Below are 14,086 nucleotides of genomic sequence, written 5' to 3' on the forward strand. Positions count from 1 at the left end.
GACCACCATGGCGAAGCAACACGCACAGGCCGCGCAAACGCAGACGGCCACTCAATCCGACTTCACGCAATTGCTGGAAAAGGAATTCCGTCCGAAGACCGACCACGCCCGCGAGGCGGTTGAATCCGCGGTCCAGACACTCGCCGAGCAGGCGCTTGCGCAGACCGCGACCATCAGCGACGACGCCTACAAGAGCATCGCGGCGATCATTGCGCAAATCGACCACAAGCTTTCCGAACAGATCAACCTGATCCTGCACCACGACGATTACCAGGTGCTGGAATCGGCTTGGCGCGGCTTGAACCACCTCGTGTCGAATACGGAAACCGACGAGCATCTCAAGATTCGCGTCATGGACGTCTCGAAGACCGAGCTGCACCGAACGATGCGTCGGTACAAGGGGTTGGCGTGGGATCAAAGCCCGCTCTTCAAGCAGATCTATGAACAGGAATACGGCCAGCTCGGCGGCGAGCCGTACGGCTGCATCGTCGCCGACTACTATTTCGACCATACGCCGCCCGACGTCGATCTGCTCGGATCAATCGCAAAGGTCGCCGCAGCATCTCACACGCCGTTCATCACGGGGGCCGGCCCGTCGGTGCTGCAGATGGAGTCGTGGCAGGAACTGGCGAACCCGCGCGATCTGACGAAGATTTTCACGCAGAACCTCGAATATGCGGCGTGGAATTCGCTGCGCAATACCGAAGACGCTCGTTATGTCGGGCTGACGATGCCGCGCTTCCTCGCACGGCTGCCATATGGCGCCAAGACCAATCCGGTCGACGAATTCGATTTCGAAGAAGACACCAACGGCTCGGATCACAGCCGTTACGGCTGGGCGAACGCGGCATACGCAATGGGCGTCAACATCAACCGTTCGTTCAAGCAGTACGGCTGGTGCTCGCTGATTCGCGGCGTCGAGTCGGGCGGTACGGTTGAGAGCCTGCCGTGTCATACGTTCCCGACCGAAGACGGCGGCGTCGACATGAAATGTCCGACCGAGATCGCGATCTCGGATCGCCGCGAGGCCGAACTGTCGAAGAACGGCTTCATTCCGCTCGTGCATCGCAAGAACACCGATCACGCGACCTTCATCGGCGCGCAGTCGTTGCAGAAGCCGGCCGAGTATCACGATCCGGACGCGACCGCCAATGCGAACCTGTCGGCCCGCCTGCCATATCTGTTTGCCTGCTCGCGCTTCGCGCACTACCTGAAGTGCATCGTGCGCGACAAGATCGGCGCGTTCAAGGAGCGTGAGGACATGCAGCGCTGGCTGAACGAATGGGTCATGCACTATGTCGACGCGGATCCCGCCAACTCGTCGCAGGACACCAAGGCGCGCCGGCCGCTTGCCGCGGCGGAAGTCCTCGTCGAAGACGTCGAGGGCAACCCGGGCTATTACCAGGCGAAATTCTTCCTGCGTCCGCACTTTCAGCTCGAAGGGCTGACGGTCTCGCTGCGGCTCGTGACGAAGCTTCCGTCGATCAAGGAAGCGGCGTAAGCGGAAGATAACCCATCCCATCGGGCCGGGCATTCAAGCGCTTCATTTTGTGGTGAACGGCCTTTTTCTACTCACGTAAGTAAAGGAGTACTACGTATGGCGCAGGACATTTTTCTGAAGATCGACGGCATCAACGGTGAATCGCTCGACGACAAGCACAAGGACGAGATCGAAGTCCTCAACTGGGATTGGGAAATCACCCAGGAATCGACGATGCATGCCGGAAGCGGTGGCGGCGCGGGCAAGGCGACGGTCAAGGACTTGACGTTCGAACACAACATCGATCGCGCGAGCCCGAACCTGATGAAGTACGCGCTGACCGGCAAGCATATCGATCAGGCGACGCTCGTGATGCGCAAGGCCGGTGGCAACCCGCTCGAGTACCTGAAGATCACGATGAGCGACGTGATCGTCACGCGCGTGAAGCCGTCCGGCAGCAAAAGCGACGCAGAGAAGAGTCGTGAGACAGTCGCGTTGTCGTTCGCGAAAGTGAAGCAGGAATACGTCGTGCAGAACGCGCAAGGCGGCAGCGGCGGCGCGGTGACGGCCGGCTTCGACATCAAGGGCAACAAGGAAGCGTAAGTCGGCGAGGTGTTGCGTGTGCGCAAGGGTGTCTCGGCGTGCGCGCAGCGCCTTTTTGCTGCATTCAAGGTGAAATCTGCATGCGTTCGATCCTGACTGCCGCCGCGCTTGCCGGTGTCGTGATTCTTGCGGCCTGTGCGAGCGGCGAACCGAAGCCCAAGGAGCCGGTTCGGTTTGACCTGACGGTCAACGCGCGACCGGACGTCAACCCTGACGATCGCGGTCGGGCCGCGCCGATCGTCGTTCGCATCTATGAACTGAAGAACGACATCGCGTTCGGCACAGCCGACTTTTTCACGCTGCAGACGCAGGAAAAGACGGTATTGGGCGATGACCTCGTGAAGCGTGACGAACTGCAGCTGCGTCCGGGCGAGCACAAGAAGATCGTTCGGTATTCCGGTGCGAATACGACGGCCATCGGCGTGATCGCGGCCTATCGGGATCTTCCCAATTCGGTCTGGCGAGTCGTTTACACGATACCGACTGGTCCCGACAAGGCGTGGTATCGCTTTTTCACACCAAAACTGAAGTTGGACATTGCTCTCGACGCCAAGGCAGTCAGCGTGCGAGAGACGGGGAAGAAGTAAAAGCATGAGCAATCTCAATTTGAAATCGGAACTGACAGTCACCGACATCATCGGACACGCTGTTATCTGGATCCTTCTTTCGATTGTCACGTTCGGTCTCGCGTTGTTCGTCTATCCGTACTACCTGTATCGATTCGTGATCAGTCGAACGGTCGCCGTCAATTCAGACGGCAAGGTAGTGGGAAGGCTCGAGTGCACGATGGATCTGGCGACGATGATCGGAAAGATCGTGATCTGGACGCTGATCTCGATCGTCACGCTGGGCATCGGTTACTTCGTCTTTTTGTACAAGATCCTCGCGCACTGCATGAACCACACGCGAATGGTCAGCAACTGATCGATCTCATGGCGCGTATTTGAGTGGATTGCATAAAAATGCGCGCGCTTCGCGCAGCCAGGTCTGAGTTGGACCTGACTGCCAGACATGATGGGTATGGTCCATCTTTCGCACGGACAATCGGACAACACGTATGAGTTGGTATGCCAAGGTTGCCTGGCAGGAGGGGCTGTTTTTCCGTCCACAACTGTTCCAGCAACAGGATCGCTATTTCGAGAAATACGCGCATATGCGTGCGACCCCGTTGTCGCCGTTCTTTTTCGGCTTCGCGCGCTATGCGCTCGACCTGGAGTCGCTGGCGCTCGGGAAGGTGATCGTCAAAACGGCCGCCGGCGTGTTCGCCGACGGCACGCCGTTCGATGCGCCGGGCAATACACCTCCGCCGCCTCCGTTGACGATTCGGCCCGAACATCTCGATCAGGTGATCTATCTCGCGGTGCCGGTCCGGCTGCCGAACTGTGAAGAAACGACGTTCGAGAACAGCGCGGATTCCCTGGCGCGCTACCTGGTGTTCGATACGGAATTGCGCGATACGAATTCGATCGGTCTTGCCCCCGAGGCCGTGCAACTGTCGAATCTGCGCCTGCGCCTGATGCCGGAAAAGGAACTGGGCGATGCGTGGATCGGCCTCGCACTCACGCGTGTCAAGACGATCCGCGCGGACGGCAGTATCGAGCTCGACGACACGCTTGTACCGCCTGTATCCGGTTACGGCGCGAGCGATCTCCTCGCAAGCTGGGTGACGAAAATCCACGATCTCGCGCATCTGCGTGCGAATGCGCTCGCGGAACGGCTCGCCGGCACGGACGAGACGACAGCGAGCGCGGCGACGGTTACGGACTACCTGCTGCTGCAGATCCTGAACCGCTACGAGCCGTTGCTGCAGCACTTGCTGCGGGTGCCGGCCGTATCGCCGGCCGATGTTTATGCGCTGCTGATCAGCATGGCGGGCGAACTGTCGACGCATCTGCGCACGGATACGCGTCGGCCGCTCGACACACATCCGCCATATCAGCACACGACGCCGCATCTGTGTCTGAAGCCGGTTGTCGACGATACGCACCGGCTGCTGAACGCCGTGCTGGTGCGCAGCGCGCAGAGCATTGCATTCGAAGATCGCGGGCACGGGATGCGCAACGCGGTGGTCGATCCGGTCGACATGCAGGGCTTTACCGCGCTGGTGCTGGCCGTTCATGCGGCGATGCCGCCTGACGTGCTGAAGCAGCAATTCCTGGCGCAGGCGAAGGCCGGGCCGTCGGAAAAGTTGCCGAGCCTTGTCCGCAGTCACTTGCCGGGTATCGGTTTGCAGGCGCTGCCGGTGCCCCCGCGGCAGATCCCGTTCAACGCGGGCTACATCTATTACGAATTGACGCAAGGCGGGCCGCTTTGGGAGGAAGTCGTGCGTCACGGTGGTATCGCGTTGCACGTGGCGGGTGAGTTCCCGTCGTTGAGATTGGAGTTGTGGGGCGTGCGCGCATAAGCGTGACGGATTCGAAGCGGCTGGATTGCCATCGACTGTCGATGGCACGATCGATTCAATGGAGATGTCGGGATGGCCTTGTTTGACTCACCACGGACGCTGTCGGTTTCCGGCGCGGCCATGCCGATGTACGGTGATCGTCCGATCCTCACGCCGGTGAAGCTTACCGGCGGCGAAGCCGTTGGCGAGTTGTTCGAGTACACACTCGAGCTAAAAACCCCGGACGAACTCGCGTTCTCGCAAACCATCGCCGCGAATATCGATCTCGACAAGCTGATCGGCACCGAGCTGACCGTCACGATTCAACTCGAGGGTGTCGGGCATTTCATTCGCGGCCTTGCAGGCAACGCTGGAATGGCGAACATCGGCGCGGGCACGCGCGAGATCACCGGAATCGTCTCCCGCGCATCCATCCTGCGAGAAGACGGCCGATCGATCGTGTACGCGGTCACGCTTCGACCGTGGCTCTGGTTGGCGACGAAGAACTGCGATTGCCGAATCTTCCAGGACATGTCCGTGATCGAGATCACCGACGTGGTGCTCTCGACGTACCTGTTTCCGGTCGAAAAGCGGCTGACGCCGCCGCGTCCGAACAACGTTTGGCCCAAGCGTGACATCCAGCGCCAGCACCACGAAAGCGACTGGACGTTCCTGCAGCGGTTGTGGGAGGAGTGGGGCATCTTCTACTTCTTCGAGCATGCCGACAGCAAGCATCGTCTGGTCTTGTGCGATGCGATCGCCGCGCTAAAGCCGCACGGCGAAGCCTACGCGACGATCCGCTATGAAGCCCCCAACAGCCGGCGTGTCGACGAGGAGCATATTCACGCGTTGTCGATCTCGAATGCGTTGACGACCGGCGCGGTCACGAGTGTCGATTACGACTACACGCGACCGCGCGCCGATCTGACGGTTGGGCGAGAGGATCCACGCGATACGGGGCTCGCTCATCAGGAGCATTACACGTGGGGCGACTATGCGCAGCCGCAGGCGGGTATGGGAGGTTTGTCGGGCGCGTCCAATGAGCCGCGAACGGAAGCGGAATACCTGACGCTCGTGCAGATGCAGGCGTATCGCTGCCAGGGGCTCAGGGCTTCCGGGCAGGGCAATCTGCGCGGACTCGTCGTCGGCCAGACCTTTGTGCTGTCGCACTATCCGCAGAATGCAGCCAACCGGGAGTATGCGGTCATCGGCTGCAAGCTGACGATCGAAGAGGTTGGCGAGGCATCGGGTTCCGGTCAGCGTTACCACTGCGAAGCAGACTTCGTGCTGCAGCCGACCCATGAGCCATTCCGGTTGCCGCGCACGATCGCGAAACCGCGCATTACCGGCGTCGAATATGCCGTTGTGACATGTCCGGAGAACCAGGAAATCTGGACGGACGCGTACGGTCGGGTGAAGTTGCAATTCCTGTGGGATCGGCTCGGCGATAACGATGAACGTTCAAGCTGCTGGGTGCGCGTTGCCGGTGCATGGCATGGCGATCAGTTCGGCGGCATCTTCCTGCCGCGCCGCGGCCATGAGGTCGAGGTTGCATTCGCGAATGGTGATCCGGACTTGCCGATCATCGTCGGTAGTGCTGTGAATGCGTTCAACATGCCGCCGTTTGCTTTACCGGAGAACCAGACGCTTGCCGGCTATCGAAGCAAGGAGGTCGGCGCTCGGCGCGCGAATACGCTGGCTTTCGACGATACGAACGGAAAAATCCAGGCGCACCTGTCGAGTGACGAAGGCGCGTCGCAGTTGAATTTGGGGTACATCACGCGTATTGCGGGGAATGCGGGGCGGCAAGAGGAACGTGGTCGCGGCTTTGAGCTCGCGACCGGTTTGTGGGGGGTGGTCCGTTCGGCGTTGGGAATGTTGGTCACCACCGAGGCACGGTCAGACAGGGAGGGCCATGTCAAAGGGATGGGCGAAACCGTCCAGCGGCTTGTAGAAGCGCGTGACACGCACGAACGACTCGCACAACTGGCTCAGCAGAACCACGCGCAGGAGGTGAATAGTGATCAGAGTGAGGTCACAACCGCGTTGAATGCACAGAATGATGCAATCCGGGGCGGAGCAAAATCGAGCAATGACCCGTTTCCAGAGTTTGCTGAGCCACACCTTACGCTTGCCAGTCCAGCTGGTATTCAAGCTACAACAGCGGGTAGCACGCATATCGCAAGTGGCGAGCATCTCGCGCTGACGACGGGTGAGCATCTCGGCATTGCCACCGGACGCTCACTGTTTGCAACCATCAAGGAAAAATTGCGGATTTTCGTCTACGACGCCGGAATCAAGTTGATTGCCGGCGCAGGTTCAATTGACATTGAATCGCTCAAGGACACCATTAACCTGATGGCAAAAATCCGGATCAGGCAGACCGCGACCAAGATCGAAATCTGGGCTGAAGAGGAACTATCGCTGCGCGGCGGGAAGAGTTTCATCACGCTCAATAACTCGGGCATTACCAACGGCACGCCCGGGCAGTGGCAATCCTACGCGGCAATTCACGAGATGCCGGGGCCGAGAAGCGCGTCTGAGGGTATACCGGCCGCTGAACTCAAGGTTTGCGAAATGAGTATGGTCAAGGCGGCAGTCAAGCACGCGGCGATCGTGCCGCTCTCCTGAGGGGCACATGCAAAGCCGCACACTTAACGATGCGATGTCGGCCAGCACTCATCTGCTGGCTGATCGCCTCCTCGTCCGGGACTGGAGGGGTGATTTGCCTTGGCACGACATCGTGCCCGACTGGCTTGAAAATGAACGCCATTTGCTCCCGGTAGTGCTTCGTCTCGATCAACTTGACGATAGTCAGCGTGAAGAGATTACGCAGTCTCTGGCGGTCATCCCCCCTGAGATTGCATCAGCGATGTTGATTTGCAGCGATTTGAGCGCCGAGGCGCAAGCACGTCAGTTGGCGGGGAAAGTCGCTGTGACGCTCGACGATGATTCGCGTGTTCTGCTGCGCTTTGCAGACCCCGCCGTATTTCTCCATCTGTTGTGGGTATTGCCGCTTCCGCATCTTGCCGCTCTCTGTGACGGGATAAGCCGCTGGTGGGTGCCTTTCCACGGCCTATGGCATGAGCTCGAGTTCACTAGCCGACCGGAGGTCGAATGGAGCAAGCTCGACGAGGCTCAGTCGATTGCGTTGACCAACGTCGGACTGGTCAACGGCACACTCGCGACAATGCCCGAGATCACCGAGATGAAGCAGCTGTGGCGCTTTAGTCAGGAGATCAATCAATGGTTATGTACCGCGCAGAATGAGTTTGGCCTTATGGACGCATCGGATTGCATGGCCTTTGCGCGACACGGCTGCCTCCTGGGTCGGAACTTCACCAGCCATCCGAAATTGGCGCCGCACCTTCGAGTTGCTGCGGCGACACCGGGAGCCTATGCCCAGGCGACTGAGTTGTTTTCGGAAAATGAGTGGAGCAATGTAATCGCGGACATTGAACGGATTGATCGAGAACGGGAGGTATCGTGACCAACGCAAATTCTTCTTTAACTGCACTGGCCAGGGCGAAGGCGGCTGCGCTCGACGATTGCGAGTTTTGTGAGAAAAAGGGATTAGCGATCCTCCCGGTTCGAGCGGCAATCATGCCCCCGGATTCAGGTGGACCAATGCTGCCGGCCGATCTGCTACCTGCTGACGGCGATGGGGGGAAGAAGATTCCACTGAGAGGGGCAGCCGCCTATACGGGTCGAACATTACGCAACGGTTTTCTGTACGTGTACGACGAACGAGGAATGTGGGAGAAGTACTGGATCACGCCGCTCGGATATCTGATGAAGGTTCCGGTTGGTGTGCCATTGAACGGTGCTTACGTGGAGGGCCGAGAACCATGTAACAAGACGGGGCACCGTGAAATTGCAGCGTGCATTACCGTAAAAGAACCAAAAAGCGCTGGAAGGATATGGGTCGGCTATTCCGTTGCCGAATGGACGCCACGGGTGCTTCAACTCAATCAGGAGGAGGCGTATCGAAGCCGCCATATGCGCGTATTCGATGTGAAGAAGTGGATGGAAAGTCGCAAGGCGCCGCACGCGCGAAGTCTGGATAACGTGGCGTCGATCGTGGCGGAGTATTCGACGAAGTCAAAGGTTGAAACCTTCGCGTTTTCGCCTTATAGGTTCAACTCGCGGGCATCGACAACAGATGGGCTGTTACACGCCGCCACGTCATTGGGGCCGAAACCCGGGGCCGTGCTGATTCTCGACGATCCCGCCGGGATCGCGGCGGAAATCGGCGCCAGAGCCGTCGAGCTTCACGGCGGATTCATGGCCGTTGCCGATCGTTCCCGAAAATTGAGCGTCTCCACCGCAATTCTGAGTCTCCAGGCCGCTGTCACTGATCGTGCGGAAATGAATGAGATCGCCGCAGGTGACGAACTGGAGCAAGACGGGCATTACGTACCGGATGGGGTCGGGCGCATGATCTACGTGGCAAATGCCGCGAAGCTTCCCGATGCCACACCGGCGGACTTGAGTCGTGTTTCGTCGAAATCTTGGAAGAAGTATGAGGTCGATTACGACGAACCTGCTCGAGCGCAGTGGCAAAACGAATTCAATCAGGAATATGGCCGGTTCAGCGAACGGACATTGCATCCGTTGGCGGTGTCTCACGTTCAGTGGATGACAAGTAGCCAGATGCGGAACCATCTGGATTGCACACACGATAGCGCTTCCGCGGAAGTCGGGCTCGTCTATGCTCGCGTTCTCACCGCATGTATCCAGGGCACGGAACAATTCAAGCCTTGCGCACGGTTATACGAGCGCTGGTTGAACGGCGTGATCTCCGATGACAAGAATCTGGTGCTTCGCGGCGTTGTCCTGAATCTTGAGAGCAACAAGAAAATATTTTCGGAAAGCCTCAAGCCAGATGTCATGTGGAAAACGGTCGGCTGGGACAGTCTGATACTGGCGTTCAACAACTCCATTGACGGCGTGGCCAAGCATGCCCCCGAAGTGATTGGGAAGTTACTGGCATCGCTTGGCGGGTCGATCACCCAGGCATTGCAAAGCGCAGTAGATGGGCCGGTCCGACATGCCCTCGTCGCGTGCGGTGTTGTCAGCGGCCGGCCGGTTGTGCCCGTCGAGTTGACCGGCTCGTATAAGGCATATCGAGCGTCGCTTATTCGCCAACTCCTGAAATCTTCCGGTATCAAGAAGGCCAGCGAAAACGCCATCCAGCGAGAAGTGTCGCTCGCATTGCGTCGCCTTCAGATTCGAGGAGAGCCGATGAGCACGGTTGTCAGGTCGAAATTTCTTGTGATGATCGATGAAGAGGCGATCAAAGGCATGCCGAAAGGGCTGAGCAAGAGTGAGCAGGCCAAATGGCTTGCGAATTCGCTTCATTCCGCAGAGGAGATCGAACGGTTGAATCTGTCCGCATGGCGGGAACGGATCAATGTGCCGCAAAGGGTGGCAACGGCAGGCAAGGCAATACCGTTTATCGGCAATATGCTGGCGGGACTTTTCCAGTGGGCTGCCTATCAGAAGGTATCGATAGATCTGGCCGGTTCGATGAAGGGCGACAAGCTAGAGAGTCAGTTCAGATTAGGTAGTGCTGTGATCGCGTTGGGCTCCACTGTGGCGGACACTATAGCCAGAGCTGCTGGCAATTTGGTCGAGACGACTTTGTTGAAGGGGAGGGCGGCGGTGTTGGGAGTGGCCGAAACCCTGCTGAGAGGCGCATCGAAGGTGCTTGGGATCGTTGCGGCTGGAATCAATGCATATTGGGATGGAAAGAATGCCGTCGAAGCCATCCAGCAACGAAACTATCCGTTGGGCGTGGCACTGGGTGTATCGGCTCTTTCGGGTGTTGTTGCTGCAGCCCTATTGGTTGCTGGTTCGGTCATTGGAACGATTGTAGCCACTCTTATTTTTATCAGTTCTAGTGTGATTGCTACATTTTTGCAGGATGACAAGGTCGATAAATGGCTAAAACGTTGCTATTGGGGCGCACTGGATAGGAAGGATCGATATAAAAATTTGGAGGAGGAGCTAGGCGAACTGAAGATGGTAGCCGGAGCTTGATATGGACTATACGGGACTCTATGCAAAGAAATACAGCATAAATCGAAAGTTGACTAATGAGGAGAGAGCGAATCAATTTCATCAGAAGAAGCGACTCGATATTTCGCCGTTCTATAACATTTCAGTTGTCGAAATGAACTCGACGTATCTGGAGTGCGTTGATCGTTGGTTTATTTATCGGGGAACGATGGCTGCGTTTTGCTTGATTGGTGTGGCAATCCCAGTTTTCGCTTTTTTTGTCCCCCTGTTCACTAGGGTTGGTCTGGAATTGATTTCGCTATCTATTTTTCTTGGGGTGTGGATTCCATACTGGATATTTATGGCGTGGATGTTGTCAAGGGAGACGTTTTCTTGGACATACTTTCCATTGAGATTTAATTATAAAAAAAGAATGGTGTATGTGTTCAGGCGAAATGGAACTGTATTGAAGGAAAGGTGGGATGATATATTTTTCACCCTCGGGCGTTGCGAACGTATGGTGGGCCGACAAAACTGGGATATCCGTGGTCATGTGCTAGACAAGGACGGAGAAACCGTCCTGGAAACATTTGCTTTACCTGGCGACACGGTGCTCGTGGAGCAGTTGGAGCATTGTTGGGAGTTCATTCGCCGATATATGGAGGAGGGACCTGCGTCAGTCTATCGCGACGTTTACTGGTGCCACGATATTGCCGAGCGACGGGAGAAATACACGGCCGGCCTCAGATACATGTTCTTTGCGTTGAATGGTCAGCCGATCGGCCAAATATTGCTTTCGCCTGTCTTTTTCGTGGCATCGCTGGGTCGATGGTTTGCCATGCGCACGAGCAAGATTCCGAAGTGGCCGGCAGAAATCGAGGCTGAATGCGCCGTAGATGCATTCGATCCGTACCTGCGTGATGCATCGCGCAATCCCGAGAAAATTCCAATGGAGCCGATGTGATCGGTGCAGGGCAAAATCTTTGCGAAGAGCAAATGGAATGGCGTCGTGACTTGAGAATCGAAGGCGGGAGTTGATGTGGATTATACGGGGCTTCTTGCAAAAAAATATCGCGTCAATCGAAAGTTGACTGATGAAGAGCGATCAAATCAGTTGGTTAAAAATAAAAGGTATAAAACAGAGCCATTTTACAACATTTCCGTAATAAAGGAAAATTCTACATATCTCGAGTGTGTGGATCGATGGTTTATTTACCGTGGGTCGATGGCTGCAGTCTGTTTAATTGGTTTGACGGTACCGGTATATTCATTTTTTATTCCACTTATTCTGGTGGTTGGATTTGATCGCATTGCTCTCTGTATTTTTTTTGGGATATCGGTTCCGTACTGGATATTGATGGTGTGGTTGCTGTCAAAAGAGGCGTTTTCGTGGACGCATTTTCCGATCAGATTTAATTGCAAAAATAGGATGGTGTATGTATTTCGGAGAAATGGGACGGTCTTGATTGCGAAATGGGATGATATATTTTTCACCCTCGGGCGTTGCGAGCGTATGGTGGGCCGACAGAACTGGGATATCCGTGGTCATGTGCTAGACAAGGACGGAGAAACCGTCCTGGAAACATTTGCTTTACCTGGCGACACGGTGCTCGTGGAGCAGTTGAAGCATTGTTGGGAGTTCATTCGCCGATACATGGAAGAGGGGCCTGCATCAGTCTATCGAGACGTTTACTGGTGCCACGACATTGCCGAGCGACGGGAGAAATACACGGCCGGCCTCAGATACATGTTCTTTGCGTTGAATGGTCAGCGGATCGGCCAAATATTGCTTTCGCCAGTCTTTTTCGTGGCATCGGTGGGTCGATGGTTTGCCATGCGCACGAGCAAGATTCCGAAGTGGCCGGCAGAAATCGAAGCTGAATGCGCCGTAGATGCATTCGATCCGTACCTGCGTGATGCATCGCGCAATCCCGAGAAAATTCCAATGGAGCCGATGTGACAGTTCAAGCTCTTCTCGATACCGAACTTTGCGCTTCGATATACGGTTCATCAAGGATCATCTAATGTCTCTTCCCATCGCAGTATTAGGAGACGGCACCGATCATGGTGGCCGGATCATTACTGGCTCTGCCACTCACAGTATCGGCGGCAAGCCGGTCGCACGGCTTCACGATCTAGTTGATTGCCCTCAACGCTATCCGGATGGTCGACCACATGGCGTGAACCGGATTGTTCAAGCTCACCCGACACTGACGATCGGCGGAAGCCGTGTGGCCTTGCACGGACATCGCACGGAGTGCGGATGTGCTCTCGTCAGCAATACGGTTGCGAGGGTTGGGTGATGGATCGTGCGAAATTCCTGGGTGGCCAAAGGCACGATGCACAGACCGCCGTCGATACACCGACGTTTGCCGATACCGTCGATCCGGATCGGAACAGGACCACATTTGTAATTCCGCCGGGCGAAGCGGAGATGCAGAGGCTGAATGCGGTCAAAGTCGCGAACAATCCGTTGCTTGAAGCCGCGCGTCCGTTGTTGAGGGCGCAAGCAGATATGCCGGACGCACTGGGCGACTCTGCTGGGGAATTGCTGCGTCGGATGCTCGAGCATGAGATGCGTGTCTTTCAAAAACTATGTGAGCAGGCCAATATCCGCCGCGACCATATGATCGGTGCGCGATACTGCTTGTGTACGGCGCTGGATGAAGCAGCGATGCGGACCGAATGGGGCCGTGACGGCACGTCGGGATTTGAATGGGAGAGCCACAGTCTCGCGACCACTTTCCACGAAGACCGTGACGGTGGCGACAAAGTCTATCTCCTGATTGCTCGCCTGCTGGAGGACCCTCATGAGCACCGCGACTTGCTCGAGGTCATCTACCGCATTCTCAGTCTCGGTTTCGAGGGCCGTTATCGGGAGGGTACCGGTAACAAACGCAAGCACGACGCGATCCGCCAACGCCTCTACAACGTCATCACGTCGCAACGCGAACCCGTGCCGATGGCGTTATCGCCCCACTGGCAATCGACGGCAAAAGGCAAGCGCCTGTCGTTCCACGATTTCCCGGTGTGGATCACTGTAACCGTCGCGTCCGTGATCCTGCTCGGCCTGTTTGCCTGGTTCAAATACGCGCTGATGAACCGTGCCGCCGGCGTTCAAAAGCAGATTGCCGCGATAGCCTCGATGACACCGCCACCCGCACCGCCGCAAATGCACCTCAAGCAGTTGCTCAAAGACGAAATCGCTGCCGGCACCGTCAGCGTTGATGAAGCTGCACACCGCAGCGCCGTGACATTCCGCGGGGATGCGATGTTCCAGCCTGGCGCCGCGTCGGTCCAGCCATCGATGAATCCGCTGATTTCCAAGATCGCCGGCGAGATATCCAAGGTACCAGGCAAGGTCGCCGTGCTGGGTTATACGGACAGCGTACCGATTCGCAGCCGTCATTTCGCATCGAATCAGGCGCTGTCTGAGGAGCGGGCCATTCAGGTCATGCAGATGTTGCAAGCCGCGGGCGTGCCGGCGAATCGTCTCGAAGCCGCTGGCAAGGGCGATGCCGACCCCGTCGGTGACAACCGCACCGCACAGGGGCGCGCGCAAAACCGTCGCGTCGAGATCATCGTCGCGCGATAAGCCAGATCCGTTTCCGGAATAACAC

12 protein-coding genes are annotated in these 14,086 nt (G+C 57.0%); all 12 read left to right on the forward strand.

Annotated features, from left to right (window positions below; all coding sequences use genetic code 11):
- The first annotated feature begins 7 nt into the window (after positions 1-7).
- The 12 genes from tssC (at position 8) to tssL (ending at position 14,061) form a co-directional block, all read left to right on the forward strand.
- Entirely contained in the window at positions 8-1,501 is a 1,494-nt protein-coding gene (tssC, locus tag ACV22W_RS21320; protein ID WP_448021527.1) for a type VI secretion system contractile sheath large subunit, read from the forward strand.
- Positions 1,502-1,597: 96 nt separating this feature from the next.
- Entirely contained in the window at positions 1,598-2,083 is a 486-nt protein-coding gene (locus ACV22W_RS21325; protein WP_059447502.1) for an Hcp family type VI secretion system effector, read from the forward strand.
- Between the two features lie 80 nt (positions 2,084-2,163).
- Positions 2,164-2,670 carry a type VI secretion system lipoprotein TssJ gene (tssJ, locus tag ACV22W_RS21330; RefSeq protein ID WP_448021529.1) on the forward strand — a complete coding sequence of 169 codons (507 nt, stop codon included), beginning with the start codon at positions 2,164-2,166 and terminating at the stop codon, positions 2,668-2,670.
- 4 nt (positions 2,671-2,674) lie between these two features.
- Entirely contained in the window at positions 2,675-3,007 is a 333-nt protein-coding gene (locus tag ACV22W_RS21335) for a DUF6693 family protein (RefSeq protein WP_059692579.1), read from the forward strand.
- Positions 3,008-3,140: 133 nt separating this feature from the next.
- Complete coding sequence (gene tssK / locus ACV22W_RS21340) at positions 3,141-4,487, forward strand: type VI secretion system baseplate subunit TssK (protein WP_448021530.1); 1,347 nt, start codon at positions 3,141-3,143, stop codon at positions 4,485-4,487.
- Between the two features lie 72 nt (positions 4,488-4,559).
- On the forward strand, positions 4,560-7,097 hold the full coding sequence (locus ACV22W_RS21345; protein WP_448021532.1) for a type VI secretion system Vgr family protein: 2,538 nt from the start codon (positions 4,560-4,562) through the stop codon (positions 7,095-7,097).
- 7 nt (positions 7,098-7,104) lie between these two features.
- Positions 7,105-7,956, forward strand: coding sequence for a DUF4123 domain-containing protein (locus ACV22W_RS21350; RefSeq protein WP_448021534.1), 852 nt, complete (start codon positions 7,105-7,107; stop codon positions 7,954-7,956).
- Complete coding sequence (locus ACV22W_RS21355; protein ID WP_448021536.1) at positions 7,953-10,508, forward strand: T6SS effector BTH_I2691 family protein; 2,556 nt, start codon at positions 7,953-7,955, stop codon at positions 10,506-10,508. Before ACV22W_RS21350 ends, ACV22W_RS21355 begins: the two co-directional genes overlap by 4 nt.
- 1 nt (position 10,509) lies before the next feature.
- On the forward strand, positions 10,510-11,430 hold the full coding sequence (locus ACV22W_RS21360) for a DUF6708 domain-containing protein (protein WP_448021538.1): 921 nt from the start codon (positions 10,510-10,512) through the stop codon (positions 11,428-11,430).
- Between the two features lie 75 nt (positions 11,431-11,505).
- On the forward strand, positions 11,506-12,426 hold the full coding sequence (locus ACV22W_RS21365) for a DUF6708 domain-containing protein (protein WP_448021539.1): 921 nt from the start codon (positions 11,506-11,508) through the stop codon (positions 12,424-12,426).
- Positions 12,427-12,490: 64 nt separating this feature from the next.
- The gene (locus tag ACV22W_RS21370) at positions 12,491-12,769 is read left to right on the forward strand and encodes a PAAR domain-containing protein (protein WP_175909775.1); all 279 of its coding nucleotides are present in this window, start codon (positions 12,491-12,493) and stop codon (positions 12,767-12,769) included.
- Positions 12,769-14,061, forward strand: coding sequence for a type VI secretion system protein TssL, long form (gene tssL / locus ACV22W_RS21375; RefSeq protein ID WP_448021540.1), 1,293 nt, complete (start codon positions 12,769-12,771; stop codon positions 14,059-14,061). Before ACV22W_RS21370 ends, tssL begins: the two co-directional genes overlap by 1 nt.
- Positions 14,062-14,086: the final 25 nt, after the last annotated feature.

It is taken from the genome of Burkholderia sp. AW49-1, assembly GCF_053427845.1.